The sequence below is a fragment of the Siphonobacter sp. genome (assembly GCF_048595215.1).
GTDB lineage: Bacteria > Bacteroidota > Bacteroidia > Cytophagales > Spirosomataceae > Siphonobacter.
In genome coordinates this window covers 1-15,598 of sequence record NZ_JBMDWJ010000385.1, presented here as the reverse complement: position 1 = coordinate 15,598, position 15,598 = coordinate 1, and the positions used below count along the sequence as shown (strand labels likewise).

The window sequence follows — 15,598 nt, the reverse complement described above, 5'->3', positions numbered from 1 at the left end:
ATTGTTGATGAAATCATCCGGAATGCGGTACGAAGCCGTCCGGGCTGAGTTAGGATCGGTTGCTTTCCCTCCGTTGGCAACCCAGCCGTTGTTCTTGGCCGCTACGTAATAATCAATGTATTGCTGGGCATTCATCAATTTGATCTGTTTCGCCACTTTCTGAATGCCGTATTCGAAGGTCGCACTCACGGTAGTACGGCCCGCCTGCCCCTGCTTGGTCGTGACCAGAATTACGCCACTAGACCCGCGTGAACCGTAAATAGCCGCTGAGGAAGCATCTTTCAGTACTTCTACCGACTCGATGTCCTGCGGGTTAATCATGTTCAGGTTGAAGTTTTCCAGCGGCACACCGTCCACGACAAACAGCGGATTGGTGCCCGCCGTAATGGAGTTGACGCCCCGAATCCGGATGATGGGCGATAAGCCCGGTGCTCCCTGGGCCTGCGTGATGTTGACGCCCGGCATCTTCCCCGCCAATGATTGCGTGACGTTACTGAACGAACGATCCTTATACTGGTCATACCCGATGGACGTAACCGCCCCTGTCACGGCCCGCTTGCTTTGCGTCCCGTAACCCACGACGACCACTTCATCGAGGGCTTTGTTATCCGTCGTCAGTTCTACGGTTAATTCGGTCTGGCTACCCACGGTGACTTCTTTGTTTTGGTAGCCTACGTAACTAAACAGCAGTACGGCATTGGATTCCGGTACTTCGAGCTGGAACGTACCGCTGGCGTCGGTAGTAGTACCGCGTTGCGTACCTTTTAGTAGAATACTCACGCCGGGAAGGGCCTCACCGGCTCCCGTTACTTTGCCCCGAAGGGTACGGGTTTGGGCCTGAGCCGTGAAAAATAGCAATAGGAACCCTAACAGGGTCAGGAAGAATTGTTTCATAGGTTTTATATAGGTTTAAATTGTAAAGAGGTACGCATATACTTCCCGGCCTTCGGTAGACAAGGCTGAGATTTACTATTCAATACGGAGCCGTGTGGGTTATTGACTATTACTGAAATCGAATCCAGGTTAAGGTTGGCTTCCCACCAAACGCAAACGCCATTTTACCAACACTTCCTTTTCGTGTAACCAGTATTTTCCCCGTTTCAGGATCAATTTCTGTTACGGTCACGGGTTTAGAAATCGTAAGAGTAATGGGGTTTGGTGAACGATTGTACAGAATATAACCGAGCGTTGGATCACTGAGGGCGTACTGATTCGGCCCAATTTCCGGTAAGTTGACAGGCTTCATCCGGGCCGCGGCCTGTAGAAAAGCACCGTCGGCGATGGGCGGCAGGCTGGGCATGGAACCGCCCGCCAGCAATACGGCCCAACCCTGAACGTCGTAGCTGTCGCCCGCGTAGGTTACGGCTTTGTTGGGGTACTTCTCCCGGTATTCCTTCACCGCCCGGTAGACCTGTTCGAAGGAACTGCGTTTGGGCTTGAGCAAGCGGGCGTGCTGGCGGAGAGCCAGGTTTTGTCCACCCGCCGGAGCGTAGACGGACCCGTCGGCCTGATAATGCCAGTACTTAATGTCGATGAGGTCCACGGCTTCGGCTCGTTTGGCGTCCTGTAGAATGGCGTCCTGTACGTCCTTGGTCGTACTGAGTCCGACGGTAACGCGTTTGCCCGTTTCTTTTTCCCATTCTTTGATGGTATCGATCCAGAACTGAACGAAAGACAAAGGCCCGGTATATTCCGCTCCGATGAGCTGTACGACGCCCGTGTTTCCGGTGAAGTTATTCAGGCACTGCCGAATGTACGCCCGGTGCAGTTTCCGCCGTTCGGGATGCGTCACGTCGTAAAACTGCTCGGCCATGAATACTCGCTTATCGCCCGCGTACGGGACGGGTTCGGGGAAGCCCGTGTGATTCAAGTTATTCACCGGACGCCAGGGAAAATCGGCGTAATGGGCTCCGGCTTCGATGATGTTATGCTGGAAATAATGCTCGTGTACCAGCAGCAAGCCCTTTTGATCGGCCAGATCGGCGAATTGTTTTAGCCGATTCCAGTACCACTGATTGTACTTCGTCAGATCGTATTTACTCAGGCCGTCCCAGGCGGTTTCCTTCCCACTGCGGGCGAACGGAAGTTCGTAAAACGGGGCCCAGACTTCCCCGTCCATGCGGCGGATGCGTTCGTGATCGTCGCGGCGACGGTCGTACCAGAGTCCGTAATTATGGTCGATGGCCAGAATGTGCTGGGCCTGCATGGAATCGGTCAGGGCGTCCAGATTATCGGTAAGCCCCATTCCGGTGCGTCCCGGAACAAAGCGGGTAATGTGCGGTTTGGCATTTTTCAGGCCCTGGGGCCGGGTACTGCCGTTCCACCAGGGCACTTCCTGCCGACGACCCGTCAGGATTTGCTCCCCCCGTACCAGCACGCCTTTTTTGATTTCCATGGGAGCCGATTTGGGTACAGAAACTGCGGGTATTTTGGAGTCCAAGGCAGCAACTTTCGTTTCTACGGGGATCGCGTTCCGGGTGGAAGCTTGTTCGATGAATTCCGATAGCATTAGGGCCGGACGAACGGACGCCTGCGTCAGCTCCTGAGCCACGCTCACGGGCGGACTACTCGAAGCTTCCGTGGGAACGGGCATCAGGGCTTCCGGAAAACGTTCTCCGAGACGTTCTTTCAGCTGAGCGTAGTACAGACTGCGGGGCCGAATGTGCTCGTTCGACTGCTCCCAATACCCATTGCCCGCAAACTGAGCCCAGGTACCGAAAGCCCAGTTCTGAGCCCCTACGGGCTGATCACACTGCACGAGTGCCGCCGTACACTGCCAGAATACGCTGTTGGCGGCGTTGTATCCGGCTCCCTGTCCGTTTTGGCCGAGGTTACCGAAGCGTAGGGCATTACCGTCGCTGTTTACGATGTCGAACAATACGCCCGAAGCCCAGCTGTCCACGCCCCCGCTGAAACTGTGGGGCAAATGGGCTTCGCATTGCACGAAAACCTGCGGTCCGGTGGCACAGAAACCTACCGCAAAATCGTGATAACCGTATTCGGAATAGAGGCGTTGAAACAGCGTTTGCTGGCCTTTGGTATAAAACGTGTAGCGTCGTTCGCCGCCGATCTCGGAGATGGGCTCGAAAGAGCGACAATCCTCCACCGTGATGCGTTGAGCCGTTTCCTGTACGTTGACGACCGAACCCGCAAAATGAGCGAAATCAACCTGACGGACCCAGGCGTCTTCCACGTTTTCCAGTGTTACGCCCGTCCAGCGATGGTCTTCGTCTTTGGGATTTTTCGTATCGTAAGTCGATTCCATCCGCAGATTTTCCAGGCCACACTGCCGGATTTTTCCGGACCAGGTATAGCGGGCAATGGTCCCGCCGCCGAAGGTCTGATCCAATGCTGTAGTAAGTGGGGCATCCAGCGTCAGTTCATTGCCCTGGACCGCTACTACTTTTCGGTACCAGTATAAGTCTCGCTGGCCGGGTTTCCAGCCCAGAGCCGTCACGCCGCCGCCAAAATGATCCATGCCCAGCGTGTCAATCCAGGCTTTGGTGGAAGGTCGCTGAATCTGTACCAGATCTCCCGGTTGCAAAGAAGCGTGGGTATGAACCACGCGAGCATTGACGGGTACGTACGCATCCGTCAGCGGTACGGCTTTCTCAATCCGCTGGTCGTTTTTTCCGGTAATTGTCACCAGATCGTCCCGGCTGACCCCCGTTCCGCGTAGGGTCGTCGCGTGAATGCCACTGCCCCGCAGGACCACACCCGAGGCTCTGATTTTCAGCGTACCTCTGACTTCATACAGTCCTTTTTCCAGCAGGACGGCCCCGCGAAAACCGTCGGTTGTCAGCGGTAATTTGGATACGTAATCAATCGCGGCCTGAATCCGGGCCGTGGCATCGCCCTTCGTGACGGGTACTCGAATCTGAATGGGTACATTCAGAATAGCCGCTTCGCCCGCCCGGTAGCCGCAGTAGGAAAAATCCAGCATCCGGTTGCCGAGGGCGTCGGTGGTATACTCCAGTTTTTGCTGAGCGTTCAGCTGAATGGGCGGCTGTTTTTTTACCGGTTTAGGCTTTTGAGCCAGAGCCGTTCCCAGCCCTAGTCCCAGTACAAGTCCTAAGAAAAGCTTCGTTTGATACACCGCAGGTAACAGGCTTAAATGAATACATGCACCAGCGAAACATCAGGTGATCTTTCGCTGGTGTGAAAAGATAAGTTTCTACAGAAGCGTGGATTGGATACACACTCACTCACGGGTACTTTTTCAATGGGCGATTCAGGACTGTACTTTTTCCCTGAAAAAGTATTCAAAAGTAAAGACAAAGGCTTTCTTCTTGGTGTATCATGTTTCCCATCCGCTGTATCATATTAGCATAAACCCGTACCAAAGGAAAGGGTGTCAGCGTCGAAGCCTTCGCCCCGATCTGACACCCCAAAGAGTCCTTTTTACGATGGGTACCCTTAGGTTTTAGGGCTTTACATTTTGCAACGAAACCAGACTATTCAGGTAGTTTTCGATATTGGTATACCCGTCTTTTTTCTTGACTTTGGAAGCATCCGACGGATCTTTCGGATTCAGTCCGTTTTTCTTTTCCCAGTCATCGGGCATGCCGTCCTGATCGCTATCAACGTAGGGTGTGCCTTTGTATTCGGGATAGCCTCCCACCTGACTAATGTCGGTGATGATGCCTTGTTTGTACGAATCAATGGGTAACCGACGGTGTTTGAACTGGGTTTCTGGCAGTTTCACCCCTTCCTTATACGTGATCTTGCCCGTCCGTACCTGCTCTACAATTCGCGTATCCACGGGATCGCGTTTGGGTAAGGTAGCACCGGCATTCGCCAGTACGTAATCAAAGGCTTTTTGCGTGGGCAGAATCGTCAGTCGGGGCATGGGCAGCGGCTCATTCCACTTCATATCGGCAGTATACTTATCCGTATTAGCGAAGCTCTCTACCTGCACACCTCCGTTCCAGTTGTCTTTCGTGACGGCTTCGTTCCCTTCCATGATATTCCCGTGAACGTACGCCCGGCCAAACACCAGGTGATCGAGCTTACTACGACCCGCTTCGGGTTTGATGATCCGGTGGCCCACGGGCGAATCCTTCGGCGTCAGCGGACCGGGTTTGTAGTAGTTGTTGATGATGTTGAACATGGCCCGGTAGTCGCCGCCGTCTACCGATCGGTGTACCCAGTTGAAGACCACGTTATTCACGAAATTGAAGATGCCGTACCAGCCAATGGAAGGGTTCCGCCCGGCATTATCCGCCCAGAGGTTCCGCATGAAGGTACAGTTTTCGCCGCCCAGCGTACTCCCAAAGGCGTGATTCCAGGTATCGAGGGCTTCCGAGAAAATGGAGTTCTGAATGGTGATGTTCACCGTAGGCAGTTTCTGCTCGATGGCTCCGGTGCTATCGTTGTACATGTGCCGGTACATCGACATGTTTTCGTCCAGACCCCAGCTGGCCGACACGTGGTCGATCATGATATTACCCACGGGGTTTCCACCGATGGAGTCATCCCGACGACCGACGTGCGTTTCACCCCGACGGAATCGCATGTACCGAATCACCACGTCATGCGTATTGATCCAGACCGACTCCCCGGCTACGCAGACGCCATCGCCCGGAGCCGATTGTCCGGCAATGGTGATGTACGGTGCCCGGATGATGAGTGGTGTTTTCAGCCGAATAATGCCCGAAACATTAAACACGACGGTACGGGCTCCCCCCTGTTCACAGGCATCCCGCAGGGTACCGGGGCCGCTGTCCTCCAGACTCGTTACTACATATACCTTGCCCCCGCGTCCACCGAAGGTGAAGGCTCCACCGCCCTCGGCTCCGGGGAAGGCCGGAATGGGTGCCTGCGGCAAGTCATAGGGACGGCCCGCCCAGGGAATATACGGCTTACCCTCGCGGGCTTCTTTCAGAATGGTCGGATACGCTTTTTGCCAGGCTAAGTCCGATTTTTTGCGGGCTTCGGCCAGTAATTCATCACTAGCTTTCTGTACGTCGGAGGGAATTTGGGGATACTGAGCAAAAACGCTCGTCGCACTCAGTACAGTAGCTAGTAAAACAGGAATGAGGTTTTTCTTCATGGTTACCCAAAAAACGGATGAATCACGGATAAATCGAGGTTTTCTTCTTTAAAGAAAGACGAATACGAATGAAGCGATAGATTGAAGGGTGAACTTCATTACAACCTCAAAATAAGGCTATAAAAACCCGAGATATGTATATCATTTTTTCGAGGTTCTGTAGCATCTTATCAGTCGATTCACCCCGATTCACTGAAAACAGGACAAGATGATTCACCGAAAAATGGATAATTGCCTGTAATCCAAAGCGTTTTTTGCATTTGCTTCCCGCTACCCTAAATCCTTATGAACGAGCTAAGGGTATTAGCTACAACGATCTACCTTTCCTCTCCATCCGTATTGCTTTTAAGTTCATCGCATTGACCAGGACGAGCGGTAACATCGCCACCGAAGCCGCCGCAATGGCGTTGAATTTTCCTCTCGACAGGGATAGATAGATTCCAGTACCCAACATGAGCAGGGTTGCGATTACACTCATCGTGATAGCCCATTTCAGGTACTTCTCGTTTTTGAGTAGCTCTTCGTCACTCATTTCGTGCGGTTTTTTGACCTTCAGTCCCATGTAGCTGATTTTTTTATCTTTGTACGAAATTCATTGATCCACTTAAGCCTTGCAATAGGTCAGAAATTCATGACTACCCGCGAACAGCCCCAAGCCCCAGAGACCTGCCCAGCGAAGGGTCTTTTGAAATTGTTGTCAGGAAAATGGAAGGCTGACATCTTTCGTCTGGCGGTAGATGCTCCCTTGCGGTTCAATTCACTACTACGACAGATACCGGACACGAATAAACAGTCGCTGGCTGTGGCCTTGCGGGAACTGGAAGAAGAAGGAATTCTGGAGAAGGTCACTATTGCAGAGAAGCCCCTGCATATTGAATATTATCTGACGAAAAAAGGACAGCTTCTGATTCCGGTATTTAAGCAGTTGGAGGGCTTGGCCTGAGTATGAAACGGAATTGAAATCCGTTGTTAAACAATAGATCGAGCCTATGCCTCTGTGCCGTACGCTAGGGTAACGACATCCGAGAACATAGGCTCGACTCATTTATTAAGGAGTTAGATTACCCCCGTAAAACTTCCGACTTCCTACCCATCACAATCCTTTCCGCTTCTCACCCTCCACAACACGATCTACGTAAGCGGGTCGTTAAATAACTAAGGCATAGTGGGACTTCTGGGAACGATCCCTAGTTTCTTTAGATTCTCACGAATGCTCTGCCGAATAGCTACCATTCTGGGATTCTGGTAAAATAACAACAACTTGCGGTTGACCGCTGTGGTTGCGGCAGGCTTGTCATCCAAGAGTACAAAGTGAGCGAAAGTCTCGGCGGCGTCTTCGGCTGGAGAGGTAGAGGCATATCCGCTGACAAATTCATCGGCAGGTCCGCAGAAATAATAGTTTCCATGTTTCGTCCAGCAATCCATCCCCGCCTGATCCATATACCGATTCCAATAGTTTACCAGCACACTATCCAGGATTGAACCAGGTTTAGGTACAGTGTTATACGTATCCAAATTGGGCGAGTACTGCAAATAGCTTTGGTCTTTGTTAGACGTTACGTAATGCCCGAATTCATGAATGAGTGTGTAGATAGGATAGCTGTATCCCAGTGTATTATGCCGATACTCTGGTGCCTTAAATCTAGGAATGGAGTCTAGATACGTTAACAGTTCTGCGTTCACTCCCAGGTTAAAACTTTCCAGAGAATTATTTTTCAGTGTACTCATATTTGCGTACGCTGGCGAAGGCCGATCTATCGAAAAATATCTGACGTCTTTCCGATACATTTCTGGAATCAAGTCGCTGAAAAGTCTGAATATTTTCTCGTGACTCTGCTTATTCTTCTGCTCTGAATTCCAGAAATCCTGTAACTTCTTTAGTCCCTTTGTGTCATCTTTAAGGGCCGCCAGAATTTCTGGACTAATCGAATACGTAGTATAAGGATACAATTGATCCTTGTAAATAGTGTAAGTAATAATCGTTTTTTGGGTGACATGGTTACCTGTCGTATCCGTATCAAAAACGGGTTGTTCTACTAGTTCGATATCAGGCTTATGACAGGATGCGATAAACAGGCTCATCCCCAATAAGCCTGTACAGAGAAGAAGTTGGCGTTTACCAACGCATAAAAAAGAATTATTTTTCATAGGTAAAACGTTTAAATTTATTTGAGTATTTATACCTATAAAAATCTATACCAACCGAGTACGGATCGAAATCCGTCCTTTAATCGAGCCTACGGCTCTAGGCCAACCTTTAAGAGCCGTAGGCTCGGCCCATTCCCTAGGCTTAGGTTTTAACTCAACTCACTAAATCCCCAATATTCGGTTTTGGTAAAAAGAAACCCCCACAGTAGGTACTGCGGGGGTTTCTTCAGGTTCTTCTGTTCAACTATCGCCTAAACCAGCCATCCGGTACCTCCTTCGGTTCCGAACCGTTCAGGCTGTATTTCAATGTAAGCGTGAAGCCGCCGCCGCCTTCGATAAAATCGGCCTCAAAGGGATGAGCCCCCTTTTGTAAAGCTACCTGTCCACTTTTTTCGATCGGGAAATGATTGCCATCGTTATCTACCACCATACGGTCAGCAATCCGGAGAATACCCCCATCATCACAGGTATAGAAGAAACTATACACCCCCGTTTCGGGTACGTTGATGAGGCCCCGGAATTGAATACCAAAGCTGGGAGCCGTCACCGTTTTAGGCACGGCTACATTCGATACGGTAAAGGTGCTATCGGCTTTCTCCTGCTTCATCAGCGTAGTCATCTTAAAGAATTTCTTGTACAGACTACCCATCAAACCCGGCTTCTTCCCACTAGCTGAAACGGGCTTGGCGTACGTCTGTTGCTGGTATCTCAGCGTATAGATATCCCCGCGTAAGCCCGTAGACGTAAAGGCCGCCACCTTGATCGTTTGCGGTTTGGTGATCGTCAGTCCTTCGCCTAGTTCGGGGGATGTTTTCTGGGGCAGCGAGCCGTCCGTGGTGTACCGAAGTGTATAACTTTCCAGCGGTTTTTTGATGGATAACGTCGCTTTATCGACAAACACATTTTCCTCCGTAAAGCCCGTCAGATCGGGTAAGCGGTAGTGAATGTTATGTTTTTCCATGATGGGATAATGCCGCAACAGACGTTTCTCGTAGGAAGCAAAATCTTTTTTGTTCGTCCACACCACTTCCGATAGAGCCGTCATCCGCGGCATGTACATGTACTCGGCCCGGTTTTCGCTGGGAATGAATTCCGTCCAGAGGTTCGCCTGAGCACCCATGAACAACTTCGCCTGTTCGGGCGTAATACCTTCGGGCACCACTTCCAAGTTGTACACGTTCGATACCGACTGAATACCCGGAGGGCTATCGAAGTAGAGGGTACTCACGGGCGTCATGACAATAGTATTTCCGTTCTGGGCAGCTTGGTAGGGTGCTTTTTTCACCCACGAACGCCAGTACATCACGATGGCCGAAGCGTCGATGCCTCCTTCCAGAATTTCGTCCCAGCCGATGAGCTGTTTGCCTTTTGAAGCGAAAAACTTCTGCATCCGGTGCACGAAATAACTCTGCAATTCTTCCACGTTTTTGATGCCTTCCTTCTGCATCAGAGCTTTACAGGCCTCGGAATTGGCCCAGGTGGTTTTCTCGACTTCGTCGGCTCCCAGATGGACGTATTTACTCGGAAAAAGGGCGAAAATTTCGTTAAATACGTCTTCGGCAAACTGATACGTTTGTTCGTTGCAGGGGCAGATCGGCGTTGAGAAAGTCTTCCCCCAACCCGCGTCGGAGGTACAGCTCAGGAACGGATACTGCCGAATAGCCGCCATCATGTGACCCGGCATATCAATTTCGGGAATGATTTCAACGGACCGCTCCGCCGCATACGCAACCAGTTCCTTGATTTCCTCCTGAGTATAGAAACCGCCGTATACCTGCTTGCCGTCTTTCATTTTCAGAAAACGAGGATCGATGGCAAAATCCGGATTGTCTTTCGAGCGGGTAATACAGGTCGAATCCTGATTATTCAGCGTCCGCCAGGCCCCTTCCTGCGTCAGCAAAGGATATTTCTTGATTTCAATCCGCCAGCCCTGATCGTCGGTCAGGTGCAAGTGAAATTTATTGAACTTGTAGAAGGCTAACTGATCGACGTATTTTTTTAGATACTCCAGCGTAAAAAAATGCCGCGATACATCCAGGTGCATTCCCCGCCAGGCATACGCGGGCTGATCTTTGATCGTTACCGCCGGAATTTTCTTCGCAGAACCTGCCATCACTAGCTGACGCAGCGTTTGTATCCCGCGATTGATTCCCGTATTGGTTTTACCCGATAATTTGATCGTCGAAGCATTGACTTCTAGCGTGTATGCCTCCTCGTTACCCAACGAAGCATCGTACCCCAGGATGACCCGATTGCCTGAGCTAGCCGTGGTACGGGCAATACCCAGCAGCGATTTCAATTGATTTACCTGCGATTGCAGCGAGGCATCGGCTGGAACAACCAGACTCGTGGACGCATTTACTTCAAAAAATCCGGTGCTGGGTTGCAGCGAAGCGGGATAAGGAATCAGTGGATAAGGATTCGTTTGGGCGTACGTCATCCCGCTTACCAAGAAGCAGGCGAGTATCAGCAGTTTTTTCATTGGATTCGTTTAATGGTCACACACAAGCCAGCATGAGAGGGCCTCTGCAGAGGAAGAGTAAAACCGGAGCCTTATACCCATTCGCTCATCAAAGAATACAAAGAAAAGACTTCTGCCGGAGCAAACGACCGACTTTACCGATGTTTCGTCACATCCACCTGTTCACAAAACTCCAGGACGGGACAGGTCGAACAGCGGGGCAGCGTTCCGGTACAAACGTGTTTTCCAAAAGGCATTAATAAGCGGTTAATGTCAATCCATTGGGATACGGGGACTTTGTTTTCCAGTACTTTCAGCGTTTTTTCGGGCGTGGTGGTTTTCACAAATCCCCAGCGGTTCACGACCCGATGGACGTGTACATCCACGCTGATGGCGGGTACGCCCGTGGCTACGCCCAACGCCAGATTCGCACACTTCGGACCTACGCCCTTGAGGGCCGTTAGCTGGTCGAAATTAGCGGGTAACTGGCCGCCGTACTGATTGATAGCCGTTTGGGCGATGGTCCGCATGGTTTCGGCTTTTTGTCCGGGGTACTGGCTTCCTTCCAGCATATTCGCCAGTTCTTCCATCGGAATGTTCAGCAATTGCTGTGGCGTGCGGGCTCGCTCAAAGAGTTTCAGGGACAGCGGAATCGTCGTTTCGTCGAGGGTACGAATGGAAATAATGCAGGAAATGAGTTGTTCAAACAGCGTAGTATAGCCACGCTCGGCCAGTTCAAACATGGCTGCTTTGGGGTACCGGGCAATGGCTTTTTCAATGCGTTGCAGCATTTCCGTTAGATCGAAGGCACGTTTCATGGTTGGCTCGTTTTCGATGGTACGATAAAAAGCTGAGCCAGCTGGGTTTGAATAGCCCTGGGTTGCACCTAGGGCTATTCAAATTGAACCCTTCCAGGGTTCTTTTCGGCAGAACGTACTCCGTACTTTAAGCTTTTACGGCGTGATCCGTCGGTAAGTTTTCGCCTTTTTCCCAGATGCGGCGGCTGGTCCAGTCCGTAGCTGGATTCGCCCAGAAAGCATCCGTAGCGGGGAGTCCCAGCGGAAGTAAGGCCGTGGCGGTCAGGAACAGACTTCCCGTCGAAATATAACTTTCGCCGAGATCGGGCTGGTGCCCATTCAGGCCAATGTAGAGCCAGCCTTTTGAATCATAATTTTTCGGACTATCAAGGGTTTTATGCAATACCGCCGTCAGAGCACTCCGTACCTGAGCCGGAGCAATCTCGGATGGTAGTTGCCGTAAAAACGCCGTATTCGCCAAGTGATGAAAAGCCCCGGCCCGGTAACAAATGGATCGGCCAATGACCGGAAAACTTCCATCCGAAGCGATCAATCGTTCCTGAATGGCTGCGTACCGGGGAGCAATTTTATCCATCCGGGTTCGCAAGAAATCGTAACTTTTATCGGGCAGGAAGCGTAAGATATCCACCATGAAGGGCTGGATGACGTAACTGTTGTAGTAGTCCCAGTGAAAATCCGGACCATCGCCAAAGATACCGTCGCCCTTGTACCACTGTTCGTGTTGACGCAGAGCGTAATCCAGCCGCATTTTGTCGTACTCTTCGCCAATACTGGCAAAAAACACTTCAATCATCGCACTGAATAAGAGCCAGTTACTGAATCCGGGACGAATCGTTCGGGTCTTTCGAAACGCCGTTAGCAATTGCTGCTGGACCGCAGGCTGTAACGATTGGTATAACTTCGGGCAACGCAGTAAACCCTGAGCCAGAAAAGCCGCGTCAACCAGTGGCTGGCCGCCTTCACTGTAATTCATGTAATCTTTGGCCTGGGGGTTAACCGCGTTTTGAATCCCTCGCTGAGCCAGCTGGAAGTACCGTTGCCGAATCGTTTTTTCGTCGTCCGTATCCAGAGCCAACCAGGGACCAATACCCGCTAATAATCGACCCAGGGCCTCCAGGTACGAGTACTTACGACGGTCCGCTTCCTGACCCGGCCTCGATTCCACGGGCATCCGGACTTTGAGCTGGTCTTCGGCCAGAGCCGTCAACAGAGGTTCCGATAGTTTTTGCAGGATACTGATCCAGTACGCCCGGTCGGAGGTTGGAGCGGCCAGCGTTTCCAGCGGAGACACCGTACTGAGTAAGCTTGCTCCGCCCAACTGACGGAGAAAAAAACGACGAAGCATTCGTTAAGTTAGATTTAGCGTATTCTTAAGTGATATCAGGAGCTCTTGTCAGATTCCCCTACTTTGATTTCCTGGCGTATTTCCAGTTTCGTACTTTTCCTTCGGCAATCCATTCCAGAGCCTGATCCATTCGTTTGGTACGCGTGCTCTCCGTTTTCGCTTCTTCCAGCCACTGGACGTACTCGCGTTGGCAGGCTCGGGAAAAGTTCTGAAACTGCTGGTGAGCCGCTTCGTTTTTCCGTAGTTCCGCCTGAAAATAGTCGGGAATAGTAACAGGCTGTTGCTCTCGCTTCGGCGTAGGACGAACGCCCTGCTCGGCCAGTTGCATCGCCTGCTTGATATAGCGGGTCAGCACTTCGTCGGAAGGCAGATCCGATAACGAACGTAGTTTTCCCAATTGCCCCATGCCAGTTTGCTCACCGCTTATTGTAAGGATTCCGTCAGGGTCTTCCATTTTCGCTCCCAGCCAGAAGCCAAAGGAAGCGTGATTTTTAAAAGCGGCCATCAGGCACAGGTTACCGTTGGCGTAGCCAAAATGGGGCGTACCCCATTTGATCGTTTCCTGAACGTCGGGACAAACCGTATGAATTAGTTCCCGTAAATGGCCCAGAATCGGCTGGGCAAAATCAGCCGCGTTATCCAGGTACAGATCGACGCGGGAATCTGTTTTTCCCATACAACCAATGATTAGCTTTTAAAAGAAGGACGTTTTTTCAGCACTAATCCACTAAAGAAGGCCACGATCAAACCCACCGGAAGTATCTCCATATAGGTGATGGCAATTAAACCTCCCAGCGTATCGTAGTACGAGAACATGACCTGCATCTGCTCCCGCGACTCCGCCAGTTCAGCAACGGTTTTTCCCTGAGCCTGCTGCTTTTCGATCATGCACTGCTGGTAGAATTGAGGAAAATCAGGAAAGAGCGTTTTGTAAAAAATCACCCAAACCAGGACGTAGATCGTTGAAGCGGTAAAAGCCACACCCAGTCCCAGCAGTAAGGCATCTTTAAAGGAAATAAAGCCGTTTAAATAACGATCCCGGTAGCTTTTAACGGCGATGAAAACCATGGAAAACGTCAGGAGCATCGATGTGTACCCAAACAGTTCGCCGTACTCAAAAAAGAAGGCTGAGCGACTTTTCAGCATTGCCAAGGAAAGCACCAGCATGAGGGACGCCACTACGCCGGCGATGGTTCCGAAAACCAGTATGGTTCGTTTCATTTCAAGGGTTTGTTTTTGTCCCAAACCTGGGAATGAAAAAGAATCGACCGCTCATCCTTTCGGGTGATTTTTTCCAAATCATACGTTTGGGGGAGTGCTGACCTGGAGTAATCCCAGCAAACGGGCCTTTTCTACGGCTTGGGTCCGTCGCTTGACGTCCAGCTTGGCGTAGAGATTTCCCAGATGTGTTTTGATGGTATTCGTCGAGACAAAGAGCTTTTCCGCAATTTCTTCGTTGCTTAATCCTTTCGAAACCTGCATCAACACTTCCCACTCACGAACACTGATTCCGTACTTCTCCAGTAGCTCCGGAGTTGGACGCATAAGCGGTTCGTAAACCTGTATCACTTCCTTTTCGATCACCTGCGGAGCCGTCCAGCGTAAACCTACCCAAATGCCTACCCCAATGAATACACCCGCCAGTATCAGCACGTAGATTTCGGTCGTATGGTCGAGCATGAGCCAGCGGTACTTACTCCAGGCCAGTAAGCTTAGCAACAGGCCCAGTACTAATCCGTACGATAGAAAAGATCGCCACATGAGACGTTTACTGATTACGGGATACGTATAGAATGAAGCTACGAATGTATCTTATTTGGTGCGATCAGACCACGAAAAAAGCATCACCTTTTCAGATGATGCTTTCGATACAGGCAAGTTCTTTATTCCCGCACAGCCTGGACTACTGCCCGCGGACGAACCCGAGCCGTCCCTGCCGGTCGAGCCACCGGTTTAGCTGCTTCGGGCTTACCCCGCTTCCACCAGATCAGAAAGCCGGTAACGGGCAGACTGGTTGCGATCAGACAGGCCAGAAAATATAGAATTTTTGTAAAGGTGCCATAGAGTTCACCCGTGTGAATAATTTTGGCCGAAACAGCGATTTTCTCGCCCAGCGTTTTATCCGCAAAGCGTTCGAGTTTCAGTACCTGACCCGTGTACGGATCGAGCGTCAGCCGATCTACCCCCGCCGAAGTAAAGAATCCGTTTTGTGATTTTTGAGCGACGATGGTCCCTACTGAATCTTTCGGCAGCGTCAGCCGCAGTACGCCGCTGTACGAAAATACCTGATTGCTTTGACGTATAATTTCTTCCAGAGCTAGCGGCTGGCGACCATTGGCTTCGGTCTCCAAGGCTTTCTCTTCTCTCGGCGTAAATACACCCATGAGCTGACGGTAGCCAGTCCGATACCATTCCCAAGCAAAAACGGGGCCTGTCAGAGCCATAATCGTCACGAAAACGAAGGCGTAAAAACCCAGGGTTTTGTGTAAATCGAAGTTAAGTCGTTTGCTGCTGGCGTCGGTTTTGATTTTGAAGCCGGGTTTCCAGACGTTCCATTTTTTCCAGCTGCTGATCTTCGCCGGTAGCCATAAGAGCAGACCCGTGATTTGGAGCAGAATCATTCCTAACGCGGCCGTACCCGTGATAGCTCCCCCGATGTCATGATTTTCGATGAGCAGCCAGCGGTGCAATTGCAGAACCGTCGCAAAAAATTTAGCTGTTGGAGTTTGGGCGTTGCCCTGAATTTTTCCGGTGTAAGGATTCACCAGCAGGTT

The 15,598-nt window shown here is 51.0% G+C and carries 13 protein-coding genes; 1 reads left to right on the top strand and 12 read right to left on the bottom strand.

Annotated features, from left to right (window positions below):
- From ACOJTG_RS23685 to ACOJTG_RS23670, 4 genes are all read right to left on the bottom strand, one after another.
- The coding region (locus ACOJTG_RS23685) for a TonB-dependent receptor plug domain-containing protein (RefSeq protein WP_420156077.1) at positions 1–894 on the bottom strand (894 nt) is incomplete at its 3' end.
- Between the two features lie 109 nt (positions 895–1,003).
- A complete protein-coding gene (locus ACOJTG_RS23680; RefSeq protein WP_420156076.1) occupies positions 1,004–4,096 on the bottom strand; it encodes a DUF6298 domain-containing protein in 3,093 nt (1,030 codons plus the stop codon).
- Between the two features lie 327 nt (positions 4,097–4,423).
- Entirely contained in the window at positions 4,424–6,052 is a 1,629-nt protein-coding gene (locus tag ACOJTG_RS23675) for a pectate lyase family protein (protein WP_420156075.1), read from the bottom strand.
- Positions 6,053–6,359: 307 nt separating this feature from the next.
- Positions 6,360–6,614 (bottom strand): hypothetical protein, encoded by a 255-nt coding sequence (locus ACOJTG_RS23670; RefSeq protein WP_420156074.1) that lies wholly within the window; start codon positions 6,612–6,614, stop codon positions 6,360–6,362.
- A 69-nt stretch (positions 6,615–6,683) separates the two neighbouring features.
- Here ACOJTG_RS23670 and ACOJTG_RS23665 point away from each other — a divergent pair, with 69 nt between their 5' ends.
- A complete protein-coding gene (locus ACOJTG_RS23665; RefSeq protein ID WP_420156073.1) occupies positions 6,684–6,995 on the top strand; it encodes a winged helix-turn-helix transcriptional regulator in 312 nt (103 codons plus the stop codon).
- 212 nt (positions 6,996–7,207) lie between these two features.
- Here the strand turns inward: ACOJTG_RS23665 and ACOJTG_RS23660 are convergent, their stop codons facing one another.
- From ACOJTG_RS23660 to ACOJTG_RS23625, 8 genes are all read right to left on the bottom strand, one after another.
- Positions 7,208–8,200, bottom strand: coding sequence for a putative zinc-binding metallopeptidase (locus ACOJTG_RS23660; protein WP_420156072.1), 993 nt, complete (start codon positions 8,198–8,200; stop codon positions 7,208–7,210).
- A gap of 244 nt (positions 8,201–8,444) precedes the next feature.
- Entirely contained in the window at positions 8,445–10,682 is a 2,238-nt protein-coding gene (locus ACOJTG_RS23655) for a family 20 glycosylhydrolase (RefSeq protein ID WP_420156071.1), read from the bottom strand.
- A 134-nt stretch (positions 10,683–10,816) separates the two neighbouring features.
- Entirely contained in the window at positions 10,817–11,479 is a 663-nt protein-coding gene (locus ACOJTG_RS23650) for an endonuclease III domain-containing protein (RefSeq protein ID WP_420156070.1), read from the bottom strand.
- Between the two features lie 127 nt (positions 11,480–11,606).
- Positions 11,607–12,824 (bottom strand): DUF2264 domain-containing protein, encoded by a 1,218-nt coding sequence (locus ACOJTG_RS23645; protein WP_420156069.1) that lies wholly within the window; start codon positions 12,822–12,824, stop codon positions 11,607–11,609.
- Between the two features lie 58 nt (positions 12,825–12,882).
- Entirely contained in the window at positions 12,883–13,500 is a 618-nt protein-coding gene (locus tag ACOJTG_RS23640) for a YdeI/OmpD-associated family protein (protein WP_420156068.1), read from the bottom strand.
- A gap of 11 nt (positions 13,501–13,511) precedes the next feature.
- Complete coding sequence (locus ACOJTG_RS23635; RefSeq protein ID WP_420156067.1) at positions 13,512–14,045, bottom strand: DUF4199 domain-containing protein; 534 nt, start codon at positions 14,043–14,045, stop codon at positions 13,512–13,514.
- A gap of 78 nt (positions 14,046–14,123) precedes the next feature.
- Positions 14,124–14,585 (bottom strand): response regulator transcription factor, encoded by a 462-nt coding sequence (locus ACOJTG_RS23630; protein WP_420156066.1) that lies wholly within the window; start codon positions 14,583–14,585, stop codon positions 14,124–14,126.
- A 122-nt stretch (positions 14,586–14,707) separates the two neighbouring features.
- The coding region (locus ACOJTG_RS23625) for a PepSY-associated TM helix domain-containing protein (RefSeq protein WP_420156065.1) at positions 14,708–15,598 on the bottom strand (891 nt) is incomplete at its 5' end.

What these genes read in the sequence shown, in the direction of transcription:
- ACOJTG_RS23675 (WP_420156075.1), bottom strand. Translation starts at nt 6,052, where the DNA reads ATGAAGAAAAACCTCATTCCTGTTTTACTAGCTACTGTACTGAGTGCG.
- ACOJTG_RS23630 (WP_420156066.1), bottom strand. Translation starts at nt 14,585, where the DNA reads ATGTGGCGATCTTTTCTATCGTACGGATTAGTACTGGGCCTGTTGCTA.
- ACOJTG_RS23635 (WP_420156067.1), bottom strand. Translation starts at nt 14,045, where the DNA reads ATGAAACGAACCATACTGGTTTTCGGAACCATCGCCGGCGTAGTGGCG.
- ACOJTG_RS23670 (WP_420156074.1), bottom strand. Translation starts at nt 6,614, where the DNA reads ATGGGACTGAAGGTCAAAAAACCGCACGAAATGAGTGACGAAGAGCTA.
- ACOJTG_RS23665 (WP_420156073.1), top strand. Translation starts at nt 6,684, where the DNA reads ATGACTACCCGCGAACAGCCCCAAGCCCCAGAGACCTGCCCAGCGAAG.
- ACOJTG_RS23650 (WP_420156070.1), bottom strand. Translation starts at nt 11,479, where the DNA reads ATGAAACGTGCCTTCGATCTAACGGAAATGCTGCAACGCATTGAAAAA.
- ACOJTG_RS23640 (WP_420156068.1), bottom strand. Translation starts at nt 13,500, where the DNA reads ATGGGAAAAACAGATTCCCGCGTCGATCTGTACCTGGATAACGCGGCT.
- ACOJTG_RS23645 (WP_420156069.1), bottom strand. Translation starts at nt 12,824, where the DNA reads ATGCTTCGTCGTTTTTTTCTCCGTCAGTTGGGCGGAGCAAGCTTACTC.
- ACOJTG_RS23655 (WP_420156071.1), bottom strand. Translation starts at nt 10,682, where the DNA reads ATGAAAAAACTGCTGATACTCGCCTGCTTCTTGGTAAGCGGGATGACG.
- ACOJTG_RS23660 (WP_420156072.1), bottom strand. Translation starts at nt 8,200, where the DNA reads ATGAAAAATAATTCTTTTTTATGCGTTGGTAAACGCCAACTTCTTCTC.